General features: G+C 45.9%; 23 protein-coding genes. 20 read left to right on the forward strand and 3 right to left on the reverse strand.

What is annotated here, in order from left to right; all coding sequences use genetic code 11:
- The first annotated feature begins 1 nt into the window (after nucleotide 1).
- The 11 genes from flgC to R7Q48_RS00645 are packed head-to-tail and all read left to right on the forward strand — an operon-like array spanning nucleotide 2 to nucleotide 9,627.
- A complete protein-coding gene (gene flgC, locus R7Q48_RS00595; RefSeq protein ID WP_005374012.1) occupies nucleotides 2-436 on the forward strand; it encodes a flagellar basal body rod protein FlgC in 435 nt (144 codons plus the stop codon).
- Entirely contained in the window at nucleotides 436-1,119 is a 684-nt protein-coding gene (gene flgD / locus R7Q48_RS00600; RefSeq protein WP_005384410.1) for a flagellar hook assembly protein FlgD, read from the forward strand. The genes flgC and flgD overlap by 1 nt, the downstream gene beginning before the upstream one ends.
- A 27-nt stretch (nucleotides 1,120-1,146) precedes the next feature.
- On the forward strand, nucleotides 1,147-2,343 hold the full coding sequence (gene flgE / locus R7Q48_RS00605) for a flagellar hook protein FlgE (protein WP_137282833.1): 1,197 nt from the start codon (nucleotides 1,147-1,149) through the stop codon (nucleotides 2,341-2,343).
- Nucleotides 2,344-2,355: 12 nt separating this feature from the next.
- Entirely contained in the window at nucleotides 2,356-3,087 is a 732-nt protein-coding gene (gene flgF, locus R7Q48_RS00610; RefSeq protein WP_005374009.1) for a flagellar basal-body rod protein FlgF, read from the forward strand.
- 24 nt (nucleotides 3,088-3,111) lie between these two features.
- Nucleotides 3,112-3,897, forward strand: a complete 786-nt coding sequence (gene flgG / locus R7Q48_RS00615; RefSeq protein WP_005374008.1) for a flagellar basal-body rod protein FlgG — start codon at nucleotides 3,112-3,114, stop codon at nucleotides 3,895-3,897.
- A 32-nt stretch (nucleotides 3,898-3,929) separates the two neighbouring features.
- Nucleotides 3,930-4,601, forward strand: a complete 672-nt coding sequence (gene flgH / locus R7Q48_RS00620; RefSeq protein WP_017635111.1) for a flagellar basal body L-ring protein FlgH — start codon at nucleotides 3,930-3,932, stop codon at nucleotides 4,599-4,601.
- Complete coding sequence (locus R7Q48_RS00625; protein WP_086026720.1) at nucleotides 4,586-5,722, forward strand: flagellar basal body P-ring protein FlgI; 1,137 nt, start codon at nucleotides 4,586-4,588, stop codon at nucleotides 5,720-5,722. Before flgH ends, R7Q48_RS00625 begins: the two co-directional genes overlap by 16 nt.
- 10 nt (nucleotides 5,723-5,732) lie before the next feature.
- Nucleotides 5,733-6,281, forward strand: coding sequence for a rod-binding protein (locus tag R7Q48_RS00630; protein ID WP_005374002.1), 549 nt, complete (start codon nucleotides 5,733-5,735; stop codon nucleotides 6,279-6,281).
- Nucleotides 6,282-7,655, forward strand: a complete 1,374-nt coding sequence (gene flgK / locus R7Q48_RS00635; RefSeq protein WP_005374000.1) for a flagellar hook-associated protein FlgK — start codon at nucleotides 6,282-6,284, stop codon at nucleotides 7,653-7,655.
- A 13-nt stretch (nucleotides 7,656-7,668) separates the two neighbouring features.
- A complete protein-coding gene (gene flgL / locus R7Q48_RS00640) occupies nucleotides 7,669-8,568 on the forward strand; it encodes a flagellar hook-associated protein FlgL (RefSeq protein ID WP_005373998.1) in 900 nt (299 codons plus the stop codon).
- Between the two features lie 18 nt (nucleotides 8,569-8,586).
- A complete protein-coding gene (locus tag R7Q48_RS00645) occupies nucleotides 8,587-9,627 on the forward strand; it encodes a flagellin (protein WP_256903322.1) in 1,041 nt (346 codons plus the stop codon).
- 88 nt (nucleotides 9,628-9,715) lie between these two features.
- Here R7Q48_RS00645 and R7Q48_RS00650 read toward each other — a convergent pair whose 3' ends face one another.
- The gene (locus R7Q48_RS00650; protein ID WP_411979271.1) at nucleotides 9,716-12,367 is read right to left on the reverse strand and encodes a DUF2339 domain-containing protein; all 2,652 of its coding nucleotides are present in this window, start codon (nucleotides 12,365-12,367) and stop codon (nucleotides 9,716-9,718) included.
- A gap of 440 nt (nucleotides 12,368-12,807) precedes the next feature.
- Between R7Q48_RS00650 and R7Q48_RS00655 the strand changes: the two genes are divergently transcribed.
- From R7Q48_RS00655 to R7Q48_RS00670, 4 genes are all read left to right on the forward strand, one after another.
- A complete protein-coding gene (locus R7Q48_RS00655; RefSeq protein WP_318132104.1) occupies nucleotides 12,808-14,607 on the forward strand; it encodes a sodium:proton antiporter in 1,800 nt (599 codons plus the stop codon).
- Between the two features lie 238 nt (nucleotides 14,608-14,845).
- The gene (fni, locus tag R7Q48_RS00660; RefSeq protein ID WP_005388695.1) at nucleotides 14,846-15,865 is read left to right on the forward strand and encodes a type 2 isopentenyl-diphosphate Delta-isomerase; all 1,020 of its coding nucleotides are present in this window, start codon (nucleotides 14,846-14,848) and stop codon (nucleotides 15,863-15,865) included.
- 194 nt (nucleotides 15,866-16,059) lie between these two features.
- Complete coding sequence (locus R7Q48_RS00665; RefSeq protein ID WP_005373992.1) at nucleotides 16,060-16,323, forward strand: DUF3012 domain-containing protein; 264 nt, start codon at nucleotides 16,060-16,062, stop codon at nucleotides 16,321-16,323.
- A 252-nt stretch (nucleotides 16,324-16,575) separates the two neighbouring features.
- Nucleotides 16,576-16,974: a GFA family protein gene (locus tag R7Q48_RS00670; RefSeq protein WP_064376173.1), complete on the forward strand. Its 399-nt coding sequence runs from the start codon at nucleotides 16,576-16,578 to the stop codon at nucleotides 16,972-16,974.
- 93 nt (nucleotides 16,975-17,067) lie between these two features.
- On the opposite strand, the gene R7Q48_RS00675 is transcribed toward R7Q48_RS00670, so the two are convergent.
- The gene (locus tag R7Q48_RS00675; protein ID WP_064376174.1) at nucleotides 17,068-17,418 is read right to left on the reverse strand and encodes a rhodanese-like domain-containing protein; all 351 of its coding nucleotides are present in this window, start codon (nucleotides 17,416-17,418) and stop codon (nucleotides 17,068-17,070) included.
- Nucleotides 17,419-17,685: 267 nt separating this feature from the next.
- Here R7Q48_RS00675 and R7Q48_RS00680 point away from each other — a divergent pair, with 267 nt between their 5' ends.
- The 3 genes from R7Q48_RS00680 to R7Q48_RS00690 all read left to right on the forward strand — a co-directional run bounded on the left by R7Q48_RS00680 (nucleotide 17,686) and on the right by R7Q48_RS00690 (nucleotide 19,923).
- Nucleotides 17,686-17,976: a co-chaperone GroES gene (locus R7Q48_RS00680; protein WP_005373989.1), complete on the forward strand. Its 291-nt coding sequence runs from the start codon at nucleotides 17,686-17,688 to the stop codon at nucleotides 17,974-17,976.
- A 33-nt stretch (nucleotides 17,977-18,009) separates the two neighbouring features.
- Nucleotides 18,010-19,608: a chaperonin GroEL gene (gene groL / locus R7Q48_RS00685; RefSeq protein ID WP_053304624.1), complete on the forward strand. Its 1,599-nt coding sequence runs from the start codon at nucleotides 18,010-18,012 to the stop codon at nucleotides 19,606-19,608.
- Nucleotides 19,609-19,713: 105 nt separating this feature from the next.
- The gene (locus R7Q48_RS00690) at nucleotides 19,714-19,923 is read left to right on the forward strand and encodes a hypothetical protein (protein ID WP_115386481.1); all 210 of its coding nucleotides are present in this window, start codon (nucleotides 19,714-19,716) and stop codon (nucleotides 19,921-19,923) included.
- A gap of 130 nt (nucleotides 19,924-20,053) precedes the next feature.
- Here the strand turns inward: R7Q48_RS00690 and R7Q48_RS00695 are convergent, their stop codons facing one another.
- The gene (locus tag R7Q48_RS00695) at nucleotides 20,054-20,665 is read right to left on the reverse strand and encodes a LysE family translocator (RefSeq protein WP_005388704.1); all 612 of its coding nucleotides are present in this window, start codon (nucleotides 20,663-20,665) and stop codon (nucleotides 20,054-20,056) included.
- Between the two features lie 109 nt (nucleotides 20,666-20,774).
- On the opposite strand from R7Q48_RS00695, the gene R7Q48_RS00700 reads away from it, so the two are divergent.
- Together R7Q48_RS00700 and R7Q48_RS00705 are read left to right on the forward strand one after the other, a co-directional pair.
- A complete protein-coding gene (locus R7Q48_RS00700; RefSeq protein ID WP_064369418.1) occupies nucleotides 20,775-21,665 on the forward strand; it encodes a LysR family transcriptional regulator in 891 nt (296 codons plus the stop codon).
- Nucleotides 21,666-21,724: 59 nt separating this feature from the next.
- On the forward strand, nucleotides 21,725-22,096 hold the full coding sequence (locus tag R7Q48_RS00705) for a VOC family protein (protein ID WP_005373979.1): 372 nt from the start codon (nucleotides 21,725-21,727) through the stop codon (nucleotides 22,094-22,096).
- Nucleotides 22,097-22,151 lie beyond the last annotated feature (55 nt).

Genomic DNA, 22,151 nt, shown 5'->3' on the forward strand with positions numbered 1-22,151 from the left:
TATGTCATTCACTGATATTTACTCGATCACTGGTTCCGCGATGACAGCACAAACTGTGCGTCTGAATACGGTAGCCAGTAACTTAGCAAACGCAGATGCAGTATCTGCAAATCCAGAAGATGCTTATAAAGCGCTTAAGCCAGTATTTGCGACTGTGTACCAAAAAACGCAAATGACAACAGAAAATGGAGCTTATCCCAATGCAGAAGTTCGCATTGTTGACGTTGTTAAAAATGCTGGAGATGCAGAGAAGCGTTTTGAGCCGAACAACCCACTGGCTAATGATGAAGGCTATGTGTTTTACCCCGATATTGATGTAGTTGCTGAAATGGCAGACATGATGTCCGCAACACGCAGCTTCGAAACGAATGTTGAAGTATTAGCCAATGTAAAAAGTATGCAGCAAGGTCTGCTTAGATTAGGGCAGGGCAGCTAATGAGTATTGCACAATACACCCCTTTATCGTCTGACGCTCCAGTAAATACAAAAGCAAAAGACAGCAACGGTATCTCACCAAACCCTAAAGACATGAACAGCGCTTCTTCATTGGAGAATGAGTTTATTTCTTTGATGGTGGCTCAAATTCAAAACCAAGACCCACTTAATCCCCTTGATGGTACGGAATACGTTGGTCAATTGGCTCAGTTCTCGCAGGTACAAAGTACCGAGAATATGTCTAAGACAATGCAACAGAGCATGGTGTTACTGGACAACATGCAAGTGCTATCAACAGCGGGCCTTGTTGGGCAAACGGTTTACGTCAATGCGGATGAATTTCAGCTTGGTGAAGACGTACAAAACGGAAAAATCGAACTCGCTCATAGCTCAAACCAAGTCACGTTAGTTGTTAAAGATGAATTTGGTCAATCAACTAAAGTGCCACTAGGTGCTCACGGCAAAGGTGACGTCGACTTTTCAATTAATCCTGAAGAACTTGGTCTTAAACCAGGCAAATACTCAGTGGCCGTAGAAGTGCAAGAAGGGCAAGCAAGTCCAAATGTGCTGATGGCAGGCACTGTTGAGCAAGTGCGCATTCCTAATACCGGTGGCGCAGCATTAGTCAATGTCCATGGCGTTGGCAACGTTCCTTTCTATCAAATCACTCAGTTTGGTGCTTAACCAAATACGGAAATCAGAGGTCTATTTATGAGTTTTAACATCGCACTAAGTGGTCTGGACGCGACCAACACAGAGCTAAACACAATCAGTCACAACATTGCCAACGCATCAACGTATGGTTTTAAAGGTGGCCGCACAGAATTCTCCGCTGTATATAACGGCATGCAACTTGGTGGTGTGGAAGTCGCGTCAATTTCACAGAACTTCGACAAAGACGGCAGTATCACAGGAACTGGCCGTGCGATGGACCTAGCTATTAATGGCGGTGGCTTTTTTGTTACTAAAGATAATATGGGTCAAATGTTGTACACACGTTCAGGTGTGTTCTCAACGGATAAGAACAACTTTGTTACGGCTAACAGCGGTGCAAAGCTTCAAGGTTACAGTGTCGATAGCAACAACAACCTAATGACAGGTTCTGTGGGTAATATTCAGGTATCGACTTCCTCGCTGAATGCTAAAGCAACAGACAGCTTAGATTTTGTTGCGAACTTCGACGCAAGCGCGTCTGTTATTGATAAAGCCGTAACGCCATTCAATCCAAAAGATCCAAGCTCATTTAACTCGTCTTACACAACAAAAGTCTACGACTCATTGGGTAACTCGCACACGGTAACTCAGTACTTTACTAAGACTGCTTCTAACTCGTGGGAAGTGAACGTTCAAGTAGATGGCGGTACGACGCCAGTAGCAACTGTGCCTGTAACGTTTGGTAAAGATGGCTCGCTTTCAACACCGACAGCACCGTTTAATGTTTCATTCCCTGCTGCAGGCGCGAACGCGATGAGTGTAGACATTAACCTGAAAGGCAGCACGCAATTTGGTGCAGCTTTTGGCGTAAGTACTAATAGCCCTAACGGTTACACATCAGGTGAACTTGCAGGTGTACGCGTTGAAGGTAACGGCATGGTTTACGCGACTTACACTAACGGCCAATCACAGCTACAAGGTCAGGTTGTTCTTGCTGATTTTGCAAACACACAAGGCTTAGCGAAAGTGAGTGGAACATCATGGACTCAAAGCTTTAGCTCAGGTGCTCCAATTATGGGTGTTCCGGGTTCAGGTACGATGGGTGACCTAACTCCGGGTGCATTAGAAGGTTCTAACGTTGACTTAACCAGCGAGCTTGTTGCTCTAATGACTGCACAACGCAACTACCAAGCAAACGCAAAGACAATTTCTACCAGCGACAAGCTTACTCAAGCTTTGTTTAACGCGGTGTAATGGGAGTTTTGCATGGATAGTTTGTTATTTACGGCAACGTCGGGTGCCAGCCGAGTTCTTAAAGCGCAGCACGTTCGTTCAAACAACTTATCAAATGCTGATACTGCGGGTTTTCGAGCGGATATGGAGCGTGTGCGTAGTGTCGAGATGCAAGGCCCTGGTTTTGATGGTCGCACTATGGTTGTGACCAACTCTGCCTCAACACGTTTCGACGCTGGCGATATTGTGAAAACAGGACGTCCGTTGGACGTTGCGGTTATGGGGGAGGGGTATCTCTCTGTAGAAACCCCAGCGGGTAACGAAGCTTACACCCGTGCAGGCAATATTCAGGTCGATACTTTTGGCGCTCTAACAATCAATGGGTTCCCTGTCCTCGGTGACAATGGTCCTTTGGTTGTGCCGGATTACCAAAAGATTGAAATCAGCGAGCGTGGTCAAGTCTCAGTGATCCCACCAGGTGGCGGCGCAGAAATTGTGGCAGGCACTTTGAAGTTGGTTAAACCGGAAATTAATCAGCTGCAAAAAGAGAGCGATAGCTTGCTGCACAGCGTAGATGGCGTGCCATTCGCGGCAGATGAAACCGTGCAACTCTCTCCTGAGCACATTGAGGGCAGTAACGTATCTGCTATTGATGAATTGGTTAGTGTGATGTCGCTGACGCGCAACTTTGAAATGCAAGTTCGCATGATGAAAACGGCGGAAACTCTAGCAAAAGCTGGTAACAAATTAATGGCGGCGAGCTAAGTCTCGCCCCGCAAGGAGTAAAAAATGCATTCAGCATTATGGGTAAGTAAAACAGGCATGGCAGCGCAAGACACTAAGATGACTGCCATTTCTAACAACCTAGCAAACGTAAACACGGTAGGCTTTAAGCGTGACCGAGTTGTATTTGAAGATCTTTTCTACAGCATTCAGCGTCAACCAGGCGCTCAAGTAGACCAAGTTAACGAACTACCAAGTGGTATTCAGCTAGGTAGCGGTGTTCGCGTTGTTGGCACACAAAAAGTATTCACTCAAGGTAATACCCAAAACACAACGCAAGAGTTGGATCTTGCTGTAATGGGTCAGGGTTTCTTCCAAATAGAAAACTCGGACGGACAGATCATGTATACACGTAATGGTCAGTTCCATCGAAACTCAGAAGGCTTAATGGTGAACAGTCAGGGCCTGCCTTTAGAGCCTCAAATCCAGATCCCAGACAATGCGGTCTCTTTCTCTGTGGGTGTTGATGGCACCGTGACTACAACAACAGCAGACGATCCAACACCTCAGCAGCTTGGTCAAATTACACTTGCAAAATTCATCAATCCAGCCGGCTTAGAGGCCATGGGTGGCAACTTATTCCGTGAAACGGAAGCCAGCGGTCCAGCTGATGAGCTGATTGCAGGAGCTGATGGTGCCGGCATTATCAAGCAAGGTGCACTGGAAGGGTCAAACGTACAAGTAGTAGAAGAGATGGTCGACATGATCACCACTCAACGTGCGTATGAGATGAATGCGAAAGTGGTCTCTGCTGCAGATGACATGCTGAAGTTTGTTTCGCAATCAATGTAAGTATGAAATTGGTGATGATGAAGGAAAAAGCAATGAAATGGCTTTCTAAGAGTTGGGCAGTAGCCGCCGTGTTGCTGGTGGGATGTGCTGGCCGTCAGGAATTTATTCCGCCTGAGCCGAATGCTGAGGAATATGCACCACCAACGCTCGATTACACGCTGCCGGAAACCCAATCTGGTAGCCTTTATCGTCACCAATACACGATGACCCTGTTCCAGGATCGTCGTGCTTACCGAGTTGGCGATGTATTAACGGTTCAATTATCAGAAGAAACCTCATCGAGTAAAAATGCGGGTACTAAGTTCGGTAAAAGTTCAGCAATTAACTTTGTGGCTCCGACCATAGGCACGAAAACTATCGATGAGTTAGGGGTTAGCGTGGATGGCAAACGTAACTTCGATGGCAGTGCATCAAGTTCACAAGGCAACAAGCTTCAGGGTGCCATTACGGTAACGGTACACGAAGTATTACCTAATGGCGTATTGCGTATCAGCGGTGAAAAATGGCTTCGTCTGAATCAAGGCGACGAGTTTATTCGTCTAACCGGTATCGTCCGTGTGGATGATATTAACCGCAGTAACCAAGTTTCTTCTCAACGAATTGCTGATGCAAGAATTACCTACGCAGGTCGCGGAGCCCTAGCTGACAGCAATGCAGCCGGGTGGCTAACTCAGTTCTTCAACAGCCCATGGGTACCTTTCTAATGAAGACAATGCAATCTTTCTTTATGTCTCTCCTATTGGTGTTGACCTTGGGACTACCAGGCACTTCACGTGCTGAAGCGGAAATTCCGATCATGGACTTGGTCGATGTTCGCGGCATTCGAGAAAACCAACTGGTTGGTTATGGTTTGGTGGTTGGCTTAGCCGGCCAAGGTGACCGAAACCAAGTGAAATTTACCTCTCAATCTATTACCAACATGCTACGTCAGTTTGGGGTTCAAATTGATGACAGTATGAACCCTAAGCTACGAAATGTGGCTTCTGTGAGTGTGACAGCGTCCGTTGATCCAATGGCAGGCCCAGGACAAACGTTGGATGTGGTTGTGTCTTCAATCGGTGATGCAAAGAGCCTTCGCGGTGGTACGTTATTGCTAACGCCTTTACGTGGTATTGATGGCGAAGTGTACGCGATTGCGCAAGGCAACGTGGTTGTGGGGGGCTTATCTGCAGAGGGGCGAAGTGGCTCCAAAGTAGAAGTGAACACACCAACGGCGGGTCGCGTTCCGAATGGTGCGACTTTAGAGAGAGAAATCAAAACCGATTTCAACCAACGTGATGAAATCACCCTAAACCTGCGCAAGCCTAGCTTCACTACAGCAAAAAATATTGCGCGTGAAATTAACAACACTTTTGGACCTAACGTTGCAGTTGCGATCAATAAAGCGCGCATTGATATGCGTGCACCAAAAGATACACAGCAGCGTGTCGTCATGATGTCGATGCTTGAAGAAATGAGCGTCGTTGAAGGCCGTAAACCAGCTCGTATTGTCTTTAACTCTCGCACTGGCACCGTGGTGATCGGCAAGAGTGTCAAAGTGAGTGAAGCAGCAGTAAGTCACGGTAACTTAACCGTGCGAATTTCTGAATCACAACAAGTTAGTCAGCCTAATGCGTTTGCAAATGGCGATACGAAAGTCGTTAACCAAACGGATCTTGATGTGAATGAAGATCTCGCTCAGATGGTGATTTGGCCTCCAGGCACGGAACTTAACACCATAGTTAATGCGGTAAATAGTTTAGGTGCCACGCCTACAGACTTGATGTCTATCCTGCAAGCTTTGAGTGAAGCGGGTGCATTGAACGCTGAATTGGTCGTGATATAAGGAGTTAAGGATGAAGCTAGACAGTACCAATGAACAAACTCAGTTAAATTCGATGCTTTATCACGACAACAGTGCATTGGCTAACATCAAGCATAGTCGTGATCAAGAAGGCGCACTTGAAGTCGTCGCAGGTCAATTTGAGGCAATGTTCTTACAAATGGTGTTACGCCAAATGCGCAGCAGTAGTGATGCTCTTGCTGATAAAGACAGCCCGTTTGCCAGTCAGCAACAAGGGGTATTCCGTGATATGTATGACGGTCAGCTGGCGATGGAACTAGCAAAGAAACAGAGCTCAGGCATTGCCAATATGCTCATCCAACAGCTGAGCCCGTCTATGCGTGAGGTTGCTTTCGATGCTGCGCGCAACATCTCATCCGCTAACGATGGTAAAGCTTCGAATTCTGAATCTATCTCACAAGTAGATTCTAAAGAGGTGGAGAAGAATTCAAGCCTATTTAATACCGCTTCTCAAGCCGTCGCCTCTGTTAAACAGGTATTCGGTGAGGCCGGTATGACTACCGCGTTTTCTCAGCCGTTGATCAGAAAAATGGAGCTGTAAATGAACCTAGTTAATATTGCCCTTTCAGGTTTAGGCGCGAACCGTGTGGCCCTAGACGTAACCGCGCAAAACGTGGCAAACGTGAATACCGTGGGTTACAGTCGTCAACAAGCGTTGATGGCGTCTGTCGATGATGGTAAAGCCAATCGCTTAAGTCCAGGCTTAGGGGTAGAAGTCACTAGCATTCGCCGCGTTACTGATCAATTTCTGATTAAGCAAACGTGGTCGACTAACAGTATGGCGGCATACGCATCTGGATACACCAGTAACATGAGTCAGCTGGAGAATACGCTTGGTGCCGATGGTTTCAGTATATCGGCTGGCTTGGACTCGCTAAACGCTGCGCTTAACGATGCGACCGTTAAGCCGGAATCCATACCTTACCGCCAGCAGATCATTAACGAATCTGAAGCTTTGGCCCGCCGTTTTAATACGCTTACCGAGTCTTTATACAATCAACATAAAGACATGAGCGACCAACGTAATGCAGCGCTTAACCACGCGAATAGCCTTATGGAAAATATCGCGAAGGTGAACAAGCAACTGGTAGAGATGCAAGGTACAGGTGGTAACCCATCACAGTTAATGGATGAACGAGATAGGTTAATCGGTGAGTTATCTCAAACCATTGAAATCAAAACAACACAGCAGCATGACGGCAGTGTTCAGGTCACACTAACCTCTGGTCAACCGCTTGTGATGGGTACGGACCATGGCAAACTGGAAGCCATTCCTGACCCGAGTGATCCTTACTTGGCGGACTTACACGTCACGTTCTCGAATCAAAGTTTTGCGATTGGTGACTCGCTTGGTGGCAAATTAGGTGCGATTAATGACTATCAAACCGAAGTGTTGAAACCAAACCAACTGGCTCTGAATGACATGGCGAAAGCTCTCGCGGATGAATACAACGCCGTGCTTGCAACTGGCAAAGACTTAAATGGCAACCCAGGTAAACCTTTGTTCAGCTATGACCCAGCAAACCCTGCAGCCAGTTTGGATATTACCAAGCTAACTCCAGATGAGCTTGCGTTCTCAAGTGATGGAACACCTGGTAACGCAGATGCGTTGCAATCATTGATCGAGTTAAGCAACAAGCCAGTGGCGGTATCAGGTTACGGCTCAGTAAGCTTGAACGATGCCTTTAGTTCAATGGTGGGTCAAACCGCAATTAAAGCACGCCAAGCTAACGCTGATTATCAAGCGAAGTTAGCCATGAACAAGCAAGCGCACGCAGCTCGCGATAATGTTAGTTCCGTAAACAGCGATGAAGAAGCGGCTAACCTAATGATGTTTGCTAATGCGCACAATGCCAACATGAAAGTGATCAGCACAGCAAATCAACTGCTCGATTCTATTCTGCAGTTATTCTAAGAGGAAAGTTTAGATGCGAATTAGTGACAATCAATTTAGTCAAATGATGTTGCACAGCTTGCAGAGCAATAGCGCGGGATTAGGCGAAGCTCTGCAACAGATGTCTACTGGCAAGCGCTTGACCAAGCTGTCTGACGATCCAATGGCTTCGATCAAGTTGCTTAACTTAGACCGAGAAACCAGTGCGATTGCTCAGTACAAAAACAACATTGAAAACGTAAAAACGACGCTATCGAGTCAAGAAACCCATTTAGATTCGATCAAAGAAAGCTTAAAAAGCATGCGAGACATCGCGCTTTGGGGTGCGAACGGCTCTCTTACTGACGAAAGTCGTGGCGGTATGATTACAGAGCTTAAGAGTTACCGTGACTCTATTGAGTCGTCTTTTAACGCGCAGGATGAAGAAGGGCACTACCTTTTCTCTGGTACTAAAACGGATACTGCGGCTGTAAGTAAAGCGAGCGGCAGCTACGTAATTGAAGGTAATAGTGACAAGCGCGTAGTAACAATTGCTAAAGGTGTCACGATGGATTCCAATATGACTGCAAAAGAAATATTGGACCTTGGGGGAGGCCATAACGTGCTTAACCAAATTGATGCGCTGATCAAAGAGTTTGAGAGCCCTACCGCCAACTTCAGAGCTGAAGTTGAGGCGAGTATCAGCGCTATCGACGATACTTTTTCAAACGTACTAGGGACCATGACTGAGATTGGTGGTCGACACAACAACTTAGATCTTGTTGGTGGCGCGCACAGTGAAAACAAGCTGTTCGTTGACAAAGTATCTGGAGACCTCTCTGCTCTGGACTATGGTGAAGCGTCGGTACGATTGAGTAATTACATGGCCGCTTTGCAAGCAACGCAAGCAAGCTATGTGAAGATCGATGGTTTGTCGCTGTTTGACCGTTTATAAGGTTAGGAAGTTCTTTTTATGGTAATGAGTACAGTAGAGGTTAGACCCCATAGCATACGCTTAGGTGGACAAGAACAAGCCTCTATCATGCCGACCCGTTCTGCAGACTCAAGTACGGCAATTAAACCGCGCCCGGCGCAAATTCAGGCTGACACTGCGTCAGCCTACTCTGTATCTGGTATTCAGCTTACGCAGGGTCAGCAGCAAGCCACGGCGGTTCAGATCGCTTCCAAATCGCTGCAGGTGATTGGCAAAGAGCTCACGCAAATTAAACGTGGTTTGACGCAAGCTGTTAATCAAGGCGTACAAAATGTTCCTAGTTTGCAGGATACATTGGTTCGCTCTAAAGCCACCATCCAAAAAGTCGTTGAGCAAGCACGTTTCGATGGCCAGAAAGTCCTAAATAACGAACTGCACTTAAAACTGGATAAAGCGAACATTCGTCGCTTTTCTATTCCAGGTTTGAATGTTCATCGCTTAAGCGACAAGGCCGAGCAAATCCGTTTGGATTTTCCTCAAGGTCAAGCGGTGATGATTCAGTTTGATGGACAATCAGACGGTGAGCGAACGGTCAAAATGCTGGATCGCAGCTTGATTGCGTTAGGAATGCGAGCCTCATTAGCCGATGATGGCAGCATTTTATTTGAAGCCAGAGACAACGCTTATCAACAAATGCAGCAAAAGGTGATGGTAACGGGGGAAGGGCACCGATTCCCTGCGGGACAGCCTAACGTTTTGAACTTAAAGTCTGAGCCAGATGGTATTGCGGAGCTCGGGTTTGATCTAGGCTCACGCGACGGCATCAAGCAGACGATTGCCAAAGTAAATCAGCATCTGAAACAAGTTCAAACGAGTTTGCAAGAAGCGAAAGCTTTTCATGGTGAACTGAATACTCAAATGCGTTCTATCCAAACCAAAACCGCACAGCTTTCAGTCAATGAGGTGAATGCAAAACTGGATGGATTCATGCAAAAGTCTGGCGAGTTTACTTCGACTTTTCAGGCATTGAATGCGCAAGCAAACGTGCGTCGTCATACCGTGGTCGCTTTACTGAAGTAACGAACACTCCAATGATTCCCGGCTTTACACTGTTATCGTCCCCCAATAACGAAAACAGCGCACTGTCGGGAATCTCTCTTCGACTCGTCTAGGGCTCGAGTGCTTTTGCCACCGAACGATTCAATTTCTGGAATAGCCATCCAAGTGCTATCAAAGACGCACCTAAGCCTAAGAAGCTTATTGCTCGCCAGAACCCATCCAGAGAGCTCACATCCCATAAGAATACTTTCAGTGCGACACAGGCAAGGACCACTAGACCGACACGCTGCATCATCAGCCCCTGTTGGGTCACGCCGCGCCAAGTCAGCAATCCACCTACGAGCAAGCCAGCCACAGAATAACTGAACAACTCTGCCATGCTGGTTGGCTGATACAGCATCATCGATGTGGTTTGCCAGAATTGACGGATAGACATCCCCAACCAAATGGCTGCAAGTAAAAAGCCTAGACTAGCAATCGCAAATCGATGAACTTGCAACGTATTCCAGCGTTTAAAGGTTGCGATAAGCAGGATGCAAGCTGGTAACAGCCAGCCGATACTCAGCATGTTAAAGATGGGAAGTGCTTGTGCCGAGACGTTATCAGTCACCAACGGCGATTCTGCCGTATTAAGCAAAATAATCAATATAGCGAACGCGCACCAAAGCAAGTAACTATAGATTTCGTAGATACGGCTTAAGCGTTGCGCAAATTGGCTGCGGTAGCTGTATACCAAACCCATAACTAATGCTTGATTGGCAAAGACTGCCGCACTTGTGAAGTCGATGTGCCCCAAGTAACCATATTGCCCCGTTAACCAGTAGTTAGTTTGGGTGAACAATGCCATTAAGAATACATGTAAAAACGCCCCTTCAAACCAGTTGGTCAGTTCTCGGTCCACTTGTTTTAGTGTTGAACGAGCATAAGACAAGATGAAGAGAGAAGGCAGATAACTCACAAGAACCCAAGCCCAATGCCCAGCTTCTACCGGTTGCCATTCGGGGATGAAAGGTAGCAGCGTGAGTCGGATAACCAGTATTCCCATTGCCACTTTAATCGCCCAACTCGCAGGTCGAAATAACCCGACTTGAGCCTGTAAGGCCATTATCGCAACTTGTATTGAGATTGCTGTTGTTAACCAAGTATCGCTCAACCAAACAAAAGCGATACCTACGATTAAAGCATGCATAACGGCAGAGCATTCTAATGCCAACGAACGTGCACGCTGACCAAGCACAACGTAGTAAGTGGCCATCAATGTGCAGAGTGCAGTCCAATACCACAGGTAGCCTTGCATAAATTCGTCAATATAAAACAACGTAATTAAGCTCATCGCGGGAGCCAGTACCAGCAGAAGCAGCCCACTGAGTTGCGAACGGTCACTAAGTGATTGGCAATATGTTCGATAGCAGATCAGCGCAATACTCACCGCCAATGCGAATAGGATGCTAGCTTCTCGCTCTACCATATACAGCGCATCAAAAGCGATGGTAAGAACTATCAGCGCGGTTGCCGAGACGAGTATGGATGGCAAAAATACACGTAATGACCAGCCTGTACGAAGTGCTGGTAGCCAGATGCTCGCAACAAGCAGCGTATAACAGTACGCCATTTGTAGAGTGTTCAGCTCCGGCATTCTGGTGACGGCAGAAAAGGTCAATAAAGCAGTTGCGAGAGCGGTAGCGGTCGGCGAGTTTGTCCACTTGCTTTGATAGTGACGAAAGCGAGGATTGAGCATCCAACCCATTCTCGGAACCGCGAAAATGAGATACAAAGTGATGGAGAGATAAATCGCGAGCCACGAGAACAACCGTTCTGTTGGTACACTCTCAATCAACAGCAACATCCAAATGACATGTGGAATCGCGATACTTGGCGTAATCCATGCCCTACGCACTTTTTGCATCAATAAGGTCGCCGCGAACGAAATTGCGCAGATGTATCCGGCTAACAAGAAGTAGTTGGGTTCATTACCCCCAATCCACAGTGGTGCTGTGTAGCCACCAATTAAGCCAAGCACGGCCATTAACGGCCCTTGTCGCAATGATAATGCTAAACTGAAAAATGCCGCTGAAGCCAAGATGATCAACGAGATACTCGGCGTTAGCATTTGATAAACCACAAAGGCAAAAATGACGGTGCAGTAAATGCCCGTTAATCCCGTACCGGTAACAGCAGCAGGAACATACGTAAAGCCTTGGGCTCGTGCTGCCCGTTGCGGATTCTGTTGTTCTTTACGGTGAAACCACTCGCCAACAAGCACCATAAGTAATGAGATCACAAAGGCAAAGGACACTCGCATAAATGGCGAAAACTGGATGTGACTACCAATCACCTGTACGAGATAACCTCCACCGATCAGCATGGCCAATGCGCCTACCCAAACCAACCAATTTTCTTGAATGTTGCTAAGCAGGCTCTGAACTTTACTCTGAAGGAATGACTCATTTTCTTGACTAAAAACATCCAGTTGCACTTCTCTTGTCTGGGCGTACCCTTGATTCGCAGCGCTCTGGTCCAAGTCTAGGTTGGTAGCTGGATCATGTTCCCCAGAGGATGAGACATCTTTCTGTGGTGATTCTATGTGAGGTGACGTCGCTACAGATGGTGTGTCTTTTTCGATGCTGAATTGTTGGTTTGAGCCCCCATGGACACTGGCTCGTAGTGATGTGACTTCCTCACGAAGTTTGGCTAGTTCTTTTTCTAAAAGTGCAGCTCGGTTGGCGGCTTTCACTCCGATGAGGATGGCGAGACACGCCATGAACAGTGCTAGTATTACGTACAATCCATTTCTCCTTGCGTACGTCGCGTGACACACGATTCTTAACTTTGAGCACTTACGCTAAAGCTTAGTTCATGCTCTATGCCTTAGCCTCATATAGTGCTAGGTTCCGCGCTTTCTTCAGAAATCATTCTACATAATGAAACTCAATGCGTAATGATGAATTCGACAAAGTCGCACACTTGTGTGCCACTTTAAGACCTGATGAACAAAAATGAGTCGTTAAGTCATTGGGGGTCAACTATATTCATAGTTCTGATGCGATCGCCAAAGGACTTCAAACATGTGCGTTTCGTAGCGATGTCATCGAAGGTCAGTCGTTTGATTTGCACGTTCGGTTGTTTCTATTTGACCGTAAGGCTGAATGTATTCGGGTATAGCGCATTCACGCGAAAAAAGACAAAAACAGGTAATTATTGATGCAAGTGGGTAATGAAGCGCTGGTGCTGTCAGCGGTTGGGGTTATTGGTTTAGGTTGCCAATGGTTAGCTTGGCGATTGCGTTTGCCAGCGATTTTATTTTTGTTGTTGGCAGGGCTGATCGTCGGGCCATTTATGCAGTGGTTAAATCCTGATGAGATATTAGGTAATTTGCTCTTTCCGTTGGTTTCTTTAGCGGTGGCAGTGATTTTATTTGAAGGCAGTTTGACCTTAAATTTTAAAGAAATTCGTGGCGTGAGTGGTTCGGTATGGAGCATCGTTTCCATCGGGGCGATCATTTCGTGGGCAGCGACCAGTATTGCAACACACTATTTCCTCGGCTTTACTTGGGAGCTTGCCATGTTGTTCGGCAGCTTAACCGTAGTAACAGGGCCGACGGTCATCGTGCCACTTCTACGAACCGTAAGACCTAACAGTACGCTTGCTAACATTTTGCGATGGGAAGGGATTTTGATTGACCCGCTCGGTGCGCTTTTTGTTGTGATGGTTTACGAGTTTATCGTATCTCACAGCGCGATAAATAGCGTCGAAGTGTTTGGGACGATCATTGCTGTCGGTGTCATGCTAGGTGCGGCCTCAGGCTATGCAGTTGCGACGATCATGCGTCGCTCTTGGCTACCGGAATATTTGCAGCCATTTGCGGTTTTGATGGTGGTTCTAGGTGTATTTTCGGTCTCTAACCACATTGAGTCTGAAGCTGGGTTACTAACCGTCACCGTAATGGGTATGTGGCTCGCAAACGCTAAAGACATCAATATTCAGCAAATTCTGCACTTTAAAGAGCATTTAACCATTTTACTGATCACCGGATTGTTCATCTTCCTTGCGGCTCGAATCAGTCTGGATGATTTTGCTGCGCTAGGTAGCGGTGCGTTATTGTTGTTTGTATTTATGCAGTTAGTGTCGCGTCCGTTATCGATTTTTCTTTCAACCTTCCGCAGCAACTTGCGTCTTAAAGATAAGCTGTTTTTGTCTTGGGTTGCACCGCGCGGTATTGTTGCTGCTTCGATTTCGTCTCTTTTCGCGATCAAATTGACCGAATACGGCATTGATGAAGCGATTTTACTGGTCCCTATGACCTTCATGGTGATTATAGGAACGGTCGTGTTACAAAGTGCGACGGCACGTCCTGTAGCGCTGACGTTGGGCGTTGCAGAGCCAGCACCACGCGGCTTCTTGTTGATTGGTGCTAACCGAGTAGCAAGAGAAATAGGGCAGGCGCTGGCGCGTTATGACCGTCGCGTATTAATGACTGACTCAAACTGGGAGTACATCAGTCAGGTTCGTATGTTGGGACTGGATTACTATTACGGCAACCCTATTTCTAGTCACGCTGACGACAACTTGAACTTGATAGGAATAGGTCAAGTGGTTGCATTAACGCCCGATCAGCATTTCAACATTATGGCTTGCATGCAATTCGTCGACGAGTTTGGGGAAGATAAAGTTCACTGCTTACAAAAAGTGAAAACCAACGGCAATGGCAGCGAGAAGCACTCCGTGGCTCAGGAGTACCATGGTAAATTGCTGATGGGCGGCAATGTAAGCTATACCCAGCTAGCCAGTATGTTAAGTCGTGGTGCAGAGGTTAAACACACGAAATTGAGCGATAACTTCACGTATCAAGATTATTTAGCGCATCACAAAGGTAGTTCAGTTGTACCGCTGTTCCATGTAGAAGAAAAAGGAAAAATTCAATTCTGTGATGATCCCGAACAGTTTGAACCAACGACGACAAGCACTATTGTGTCGCTAATTCTGTCGGACAGCGTAAAGTAAACTACAGAGCAATGTGATCCATTTGCATCATGGGTATTGTACGCTGATTATCTCAATTTGAAGAGAAACTTGCCGGCTTGTTGAAAACGGAAAGCGAGTTTCTTTTCTTATAATGTCAGGGGCAGTCGAGACTCATTACTCGTTTCGGAAAAGTAATCCGGCAAATTCACAAAATTCGCATTGACGTTACTGATAAGGATCGCAATACTGCGCGACTGTTTTACTTTAGGGTGACATTATGGCTCCGCAAACTAACCGAAAAGATTTACACCTAGATGCTGTTTTACATCATGATATGAGCATGAAGCATAAAACGGCGGGTTTTGAGTCTGTCGAGTTTGAACACTGTGCGCTGCCAGAATGTGACTTTCACGCGATCGATTTATCGACAGAGTTTCTTGGTCATCAATTAGCGCTACCGTTTTTGATTAGCTCGATGACTGGCGGAGCAAAAGACGCAGAAACGATCAATTGTCGTCTAGCTGAAGCAGCAAGTGAATTAGGTATTGCCATGGGTGTGGGCTCGCAACGGATTAGCTTAGAAGAAAGTCAGCATTCGGGCTTGGGTAAAACCATTCGTGAGTTGGCGAAAGAAGTACCGTTGTATTCCAATCTTGGAGCCGCTCAATTGCTCGATAAAGGTAAACTCGATAATGCGCAACGTGCGGTTGAGGCGATTCAAGCAGATGCCTTGTTTGTGCACGTTAATCCAATGCAGGAAGCGTTTCAGAAAAATGGCGACCACAATTGGGTTGGTGTTTTCCAGGCAATTGAGATGCTTAAATCTCGCGTGAAGGTTCCTATCATTATCAAAGAAGTCGGTTTTGGTATTAGCGGACACGTTGCGCAGCGATTAATTGATGCTGGTGTGGATGCAATTGACGTTGCGGGCGCGGGTGGCACAAGCTGGAGTGCGGTTGAAGGGTATTGCCAAGATAATCCGAAAATGCAGCGTGCAGCCGAGCTTTTCCGCGATTGGGGTGTCCCTACAGCAACATGTTTGGCTCAAATCCGCGCACTGCATCCTACATTACCCTTGATCGCCTCGGGAGGTGTTCATAACGGACTTGAAGCGGCGAAAGCCATTCATTTGGGTGCTAATCTCATTGGGCAAGCTGGTGCGGTATTAAAAGCTGCGACGATCAGCACGCAGTCTGTCGTCGATCACTTTGAACAAATGGCATTAGAGCTGCGTTTAGCGTGCTTTGGTACTGGCTCTTTTAAGGTTGGTGAGCTAACAAAAGCGCGCTGCCTATAGCTTTTAGAATGGCGCGCTTTACACAGAGTCGCTCAATAATTTTTCGGTGTCTTAACACGTAGACTGATAATTTCGTTATAGTTGATACAAAAGTCACTTCAGCTAGTGACGCCTTTATTCAGACACTTGAATGGGCATGTGTTGAAGAGATTGAGTTTAATTTTACTATTGTTTGCAACTGGAACCTTAAATTTATGAAAAAACTAGTCATGCTGATGTTGGCGGCTTCTGCTTTGACCGCTTGTAGTGATGAAGTGGGCACTGAAGGCTGGTGTAACGACATGCGCGATAAGCCAAAAACAGAATGGACAGCAGACAACGCGGTAGACTTTGCAAAGCATTGTGTTCTGCAAGATGGTGTCGGCAGCGAGCAATGGTGTGAAAACCTGAAAGATAAGCCGAAAGGTGACTGGACTGCAAACGAAGCGACCAGCTTTACTAAACACTGCATTTTTTAAGCACAGCGGAAAGCGCCTTTTCTGAGGCGACATTCTGTGAGGTAAACACCAAGCGTTATTGCTTGGTGTTTTTGTATCTAAAATAGCTCTATTTTTCACGTGTCGAGCGCACTTCCCTCTGAATGGAATGTTTTACATTTTCGTTTCATTTTTGAAAACCTGTATTGCCTGTCTTTAATTTTTCGTATTGCAGTGGCATGGTGTCGAGATAGCCATCTAATTCAATTAGATTCATAACAAAAAGGAATTCAAATGGAAGTACTAAAAGGCTCATGTCTGTGCGGCAAGGTAAAGTTGGAAGTGGCAGATGAATTTAAGTACATGGGAAATTGCCATTGCTCTGAATGCCGCAAGTTCACAGGTTCTGACTATTCATCTGCCGGTGGTATTGCGTTGGATAAACTGCTTATTATCCAAGGGAAAGAAGATATTCAAACTTATCAGAAAAGCGAAAATACCATGCTATGCTTTTGTCGCCACTGCGGATCGAGCCTGTATTCGAAAAAGAACAATGGGATCGTCAATATTCGCCTTGGTATCTTGGATGACACACCTTCTCACAAGCCTGATTTCCATATTTTTGTCGCGTCGAAAGCGCCATGGATCGAGATATCGGATAACCTGACTCAATTTGATGCAGGGCCCAAATAGAGTTGTTGTAGATAAGTATTTAGAAACAGAGCGCGTTACAATACGCTTGCGACACGCTCTGTGCTTTTACTTTGTATATTAGAACGGAGACGACTATTTGGCGTTTTGTAGTTCTTCTAAGCCACCTGCATTGTGCAGATTCGTAAAGCCTTGCGATTGTAAGTATTGATACGCTTTGCCAGAGCGGTTACCACTGCGACAGTACAACACGATAGCTTGATCTTTATCGACGTCTTGAAAATGTTTATCAAGTTCAGATAAAGGGAAGTTGACGGCATTATCCAAATGCCCTTCAGAAAACTCTTGCGGCGTACGCACATCGACAATCATCGCGCCCTTGTCAATCAATTGCCACCCTTGTTCAGCGCGTTCAGAAGCCGACACGTTGGGGGAGAGGAAGCCAACGCACAACGTTGCAAGAAATAGAGATACGGCCTTTTTCATTGTTTGATTATCCTTTTTAAGAGTACGTAACCACTCTAGATTTGATTGAGCATATTTTCCATCATAAAGAGATGCTAAGTAGTTGTGAATGCGATAATTCGATAGAAAATTTTATTTAATTTAATAAAAAATTTTTATCAAATTCACCTCTTGAACTCTAATTTTTCGACCTTATTATTTTCATCGAAAGCGAGCTGTCGACTCGCAAATCCATCTTGATGTTTATTTTGTCTTTTATTTTTGGTTCCAAGTAGGAGGCACTTAAAAATGAAAATTCGTCCTTTAAATGACAAGCTAATTGTTGAAAGACAAGAGGTGGAAAATAAATCTGAAGGGGGAATCGTTTTAACTTCTCAGTCGGTGAAAAAATCAAACCGCGGGAAAGTCATTGCTGTTGGTTTAGGTAAACGTCTTGAAAATGGCGAACGCGCTGCGATGGAAGTCAAAGTGGGCGACCAAATCATTTTCAATGACGGTTACGGCGTGAAAACCGAGAAAATTGACGGCGCAGAATACTTAATTCTGTCCGAATCTGATGTGTTAGCAATCGTTGAGTAATTATTTTTGTAGTAGTTTTTTGAGGAGATAACCATGGCTGCAAAAGACGTATTATTTGCTAATGACGCACGTCAAAAAATGCTGAAAGGTGTGAACTTACTGGCGGACGCAGTAAAAGTGACACTAGGCCCGAAAGGCCGCAACGTTGTGCTTGATAAATCTTACGGCGCGCCAACCATCACCAAAGATGGCGTGTCTGTAGCGAAAGAAATCGAACTGAAAGATAAGTTCGAAAACATGGGCGCACAAATGGTGAAACAAGTGGCGTCCAAAGCGAATGATGAAGCGGGGGACGGTACAACGACGGCTACCGTACTGGCGCAATCTTTCATCAATGAAGGTCTTAAAGCGGTAGCCTCTGGCATGAACCCAATGGACCTAAAACGTGGTATCGACAAAGCCACTGAAGCGGCGGTTGAGAAACTACGTGAAATGTCTAAGCCATGCAGCGACAAAGAATCCATCACCCAAGTGGGTAGCATTTCTGCAAACAGCGATCGCGCGATCGGTGAAATCATTGCAGAAGCGATGGAAAAAGTGGGTCGCAATGGCGTGATTACGGTTGAAGAAGGCCAAGGTCTAAACAACGAATTGTCTGTGGTTGAAGGTATGCAATTTGACCGCGGTTACTTGTCGCCATACTTCATCACTAACCAAGAAAATGGCAGCGTAGAGCTAGACAACCCTTACATCCTATTGGTGGACAAAAAAGTCAGTAGCATCCGCGAGCTATTGCCTGTATTAGAAGAAGTGGCGAAATCTTCTCGCTCGCTATTGATCATTGCTGAAGACATCGAAGGTGAAGCGCTAGCGACATTGGTTGTGAACAACATGCGCGGCATCGTGCGTGCGACTGCGGTGAAAGCGCCTGGCTTTGGTGACAACCGTAAAGCGATGATGGAAGACATTGCGGTACTAACTGCTGGTACGGTCATCTCTGAAGAAATCGGCCTAGAGCTCGAAAAAGCAACGTTAGAGCAACTAGGTAGTGCGAAGAAAGTGACCATTACCAAAGACACAACAACCATTGTGGGTGGCGCAGCAGAAGCAAGCGCGATTGCTGATCGTGTGGCTTCGATTGAAAAACAAATCGAAACAACCACTTCTCAATACGACAAAGATAAGCTTCAACAACGTGTTGCGAAGCTATCTGGCGGCGTAGCGGTGATCAAGATCGGCGCTGCAACCGAAGTTGAGATGAAAGAGAAGAAAGATCGCGTGGACGATGCGCTACACGCTACTCGCGCAGCGGTTGAAGAAGGTATTGTTGCTGGTGGTGGTGTTGCCCTAACTAAGATCGCGAAAGAATTGGCGGATCTAAAAGGCGACAATGATGACCAAAACGTGGGTATCCGAGTTGCGCTACGTGCAATGGAAGAGCCTCTTCGTCAAATCGCAACTAACGCAGGTGACGAAGCTTCTGTTGTGGCGAACGCTGTCAAAGCTGGTGATTCCGATTACGGTTACAACGCTGCAACAGGTGAATACGGCAACATGATCGAAATGGGCATCTTGGACCCTGCGAAAGTAACACGTTCAGCGCTTCAATTCGCAGCGTCTGTTGCTGGCTTGATGATCACCACTGAAGCGATGATCACCAACCACGTTGAAGACAAAGAACTTGATATCTAACGTCATCAACCGTTAGTGATTAAGTAAGCGTTAAAATAACAATAACATTGCAAAACCTAAGCGGGCTCGCTTGAGCCCGCTAATCAGTCATTTGAGGTAAGTGTTATGACCCGTTTACCTGAGTTTTCTTTCTCAATATCTGAGCCGGGCGGTAATGAAGCTTCGTCAACGTGGCCGACTGCTATTCACTTCCCCCTTGTTCCAGCTGGGCCAGAGTTTTCGATCGAAAATGCTCTGCCTAAACGTCCGACGGTGACGATATTCACTATCGATCTGTCTCAGTTATTTAAAGGGGACGCTCGGGTCATCCATTAACTGTATCGAAACAGCCAGCGCACGTTGGCTGTTTTTTCTAATTTAAGGTATTGATAATGAAGATTTTTATTTGATTACAGCCACTTGTTCAATGATCAATTTGAACTGGGGTAATCGGACCGCAAGCGTACTACACTTTTAAGCCCAGCATCGCGCCGAAAATGATTAATCCCGCCCCACATGCTTGATTGAGTCGATGCTTAATCTTCAACAAGAAAGCTTGTAGCTGGGGTGACGTGAATAAAACAGCAACGATAGAAAACCAAATACCATGCAGCGCAATCATATAAATCCCGTAGAACAAGGCGATGTGTTGCTGACTAGAGTCGGGAGAAATCACTTGGCTAAAAATACTCAGAAAAAACAGCATCGTCTTGGGATTGAGTAAATTACACAGAAACCCCTGCATGAAAAATCGCCACATTGAATACTCGCTCTGTTGAACGGTTTCTGAGTTTGATGCAGGTTGCGAGGAGAATATTCCTTTAATCCCAAGGTAGACAAGATAAGCGGCCCCAAGATAGCGCACGAGATTAAACAACCATTCATTTTGTGAAATTAAGTAACTGATCCCCAGCATGGAGTAAGCGATGTGGATGCTTATCGCCATGCTGATACCAATCGCACTGTATACGCCTGCTTTTCGTCCTTGATTTAAGCTATTTCTTAATACCAAAACAAAGTCTGCGCCAGGGCTAATAACAATAAGCACACCTAATAACGCAAGAGTTACAAATTCCATATCGATTTCCTGTTTGAATGATGAAGTCTGGGATGTAGCGGAATTGTAGGCGTCTTTATTACTGACTATAATCGAGAAATATTCCCATATTGGTGAGAAAAACTCACAGATGCGTCACCTGAAATCTTTTTATGTCTTCCACGTTGCGGCGAGTTCTTCAAGCTACACTGAAGCGGCTGACAAACTGAACATTACCCACGGAGCCGTGAGTAAGCAGATCAAGCAACTTGAGCAATATCTGTCTCAACCTTTGTTCTTCAAAGAGGGCAGGAAAGTCGTGTTGACGGCAGAAGGCGAATTACTCAAGACATACACAGAAACGGCATTCCAAACGCTAGAAACAGGCGTGAATACGCTTATGCAAGAGAAGCATCAGCATCTTGAAGTGTCTTGTGAACCGACATTAACCATGCGCTGGTTGATGCCAAGGTTGGCCGCGTTTAATGATGAACACCGTGCTGATGTTCGTTTGTCGACGGCTGGTGGCCCGGTAACATTAGGATCAACTGGGCTTTCGATGGCGATTCGTCGAGACGATTTTGCGCAGCATCACGATTACGACAAAACCATTCTTGTGGAAGAGTGGGTGGGGCCGGTATTTTCTCCTGAGTATTGGCAATCCATTAAAGACAATTTGAAAGCAGCTCGATTGTTGAATAGCCAAACCAGACCGAATGCTTGGGCGGATTGGCAGCAATCAACACGTTGTGAAACTTTCAACGGCAACACTCAGCAATCATTCGCGCATTTTTATTTTTGCATACAAGCAGCGGTGGATGGCTTAGGCGTCGCAATGGGATCGTATCCTTTTGTCATGGACGATATTAAGCGTGGTAATTTGGTCGCACCATTTGGGTTTTCTCCATCAAGTTGCAATTACGTTTTATTGAGTCAAGATAAAAAGCGTACAGAACTCGAACATAAATTTATCACGTGGTTACAAACGCAAATGGCAGAGTGTGTGCCACTGTCATCACAGCAGATTACGCAAGGCGAATAGAAGGCATAGAGCGAGATTACGTCAGTCAGTTTTATGGAAAAAGGCTTAGGAAATTGGAAATGGAAAACCTCAATATTGTTGAAATCAAATCATTTGTTCCGGCGAAAGATTACGCGCTATCAAAACGTTTTTATGAGGCGATTGGCTTTGAAATGGCATCGGACTTCGGTGATGTAGCATACTTCTCTCAAGGTAGCTGCGCGTTTCTTTTACAGAATTTTTATGAGCCAGAACACGGCAATAACTTCATGATGCACTTGCTCGTAGAAGACGCAGAAAGCTGGCATCAGCACTTATCCAAAGTGGGTCATGAAGAATTTGGTTCGCGTTTGACTGAGCTGGTCGAGCAACCTTGGGGCATGCGCGAATGTTGTTTGTTTGACCCTAGCGGCGTTTTATGGCGAATTGGTCAGAACATGAATACTGACTAACGCCAGTCTTATTTTCACCACATCTACGCGCAGGTATTGAGATCTCGATATCTGC

This window comes from Vibrio sp. 378 (genome assembly GCF_033339435.1).

Bases quoted from the DNA above. Each gene is read 5' to 3' on its own strand.
- flgF (WP_005374009.1), top strand. From the start codon at position 2,356: ATGGATAGTTTGTTATTTACGGCAACGTCGGGTGCCAGCCGAGTTCTT.
- R7Q48_RS00665 (WP_005373992.1), top strand. From the start codon at position 16,060: ATGAAAAAACTAGTCATGCTGATGTTGGCGGCTTCTGCTTTGACCGCT.
- R7Q48_RS00700 (WP_064369418.1), top strand. From the start codon at position 20,775: ATGCGTCACCTGAAATCTTTTTATGTCTTCCACGTTGCGGCGAGTTCT.
- R7Q48_RS00630 (WP_005374002.1), top strand. From the start codon at position 5,733: ATGAAGCTAGACAGTACCAATGAACAAACTCAGTTAAATTCGATGCTT.
- flgK (WP_005374000.1), top strand. From the start codon at position 6,282: ATGAACCTAGTTAATATTGCCCTTTCAGGTTTAGGCGCGAACCGTGTG.
- R7Q48_RS00655 (WP_318132104.1), top strand. From the start codon at position 12,808: ATGCAAGTGGGTAATGAAGCGCTGGTGCTGTCAGCGGTTGGGGTTATT.
- R7Q48_RS00670 (WP_064376173.1), top strand. From the start codon at position 16,576: ATGGAAGTACTAAAAGGCTCATGTCTGTGCGGCAAGGTAAAGTTGGAA.
- R7Q48_RS00680 (WP_005373989.1), top strand. From the start codon at position 17,686: ATGAAAATTCGTCCTTTAAATGACAAGCTAATTGTTGAAAGACAAGAG.
- R7Q48_RS00705 (WP_005373979.1), top strand. From the start codon at position 21,725: ATGGAAAACCTCAATATTGTTGAAATCAAATCATTTGTTCCGGCGAAA.
- flgE (WP_137282833.1), top strand. From the start codon at position 1,147: ATGAGTTTTAACATCGCACTAAGTGGTCTGGACGCGACCAACACAGAG.
- groL (WP_053304624.1), top strand. From the start codon at position 18,010: ATGGCTGCAAAAGACGTATTATTTGCTAATGACGCACGTCAAAAAATG.
- R7Q48_RS00690 (WP_115386481.1), top strand. From the start codon at position 19,714: ATGACCCGTTTACCTGAGTTTTCTTTCTCAATATCTGAGCCGGGCGGT.
- R7Q48_RS00695 (WP_005388704.1), bottom strand. From the start codon at position 20,665: ATGGAATTTGTAACTCTTGCGTTATTAGGTGTGCTTATTGTTATTAGC.
- flgD (WP_005384410.1), top strand. From the start codon at position 436: ATGAGTATTGCACAATACACCCCTTTATCGTCTGACGCTCCAGTAAAT.
- flgH (WP_017635111.1), top strand. From the start codon at position 3,930: ATGAAATGGCTTTCTAAGAGTTGGGCAGTAGCCGCCGTGTTGCTGGTG.
- flgL (WP_005373998.1), top strand. From the start codon at position 7,669: ATGCGAATTAGTGACAATCAATTTAGTCAAATGATGTTGCACAGCTTG.
- flgC (WP_005374012.1), top strand. From the start codon at position 2: ATGTCATTCACTGATATTTACTCGATCACTGGTTCCGCGATGACAGCA.
- R7Q48_RS00675 (WP_064376174.1), bottom strand. From the start codon at position 17,418: ATGAAAAAGGCCGTATCTCTATTTCTTGCAACGTTGTGCGTTGGCTTC.
- R7Q48_RS00645 (WP_256903322.1), top strand. From the start codon at position 8,587: ATGGTAATGAGTACAGTAGAGGTTAGACCCCATAGCATACGCTTAGGT.
- R7Q48_RS00625 (WP_086026720.1), top strand. From the start codon at position 4,586: ATGGGTACCTTTCTAATGAAGACAATGCAATCTTTCTTTATGTCTCTC.
- R7Q48_RS00650 (WP_411979271.1), bottom strand. From the start codon at position 12,367: ATGGCGTGTCTCGCCATCCTCATCGGAGTGAAAGCCGCCAACCGAGCT.
- fni (WP_005388695.1), top strand. From the start codon at position 14,846: ATGGCTCCGCAAACTAACCGAAAAGATTTACACCTAGATGCTGTTTTA.
- flgG (WP_005374008.1), top strand. From the start codon at position 3,112: ATGCATTCAGCATTATGGGTAAGTAAAACAGGCATGGCAGCGCAAGAC.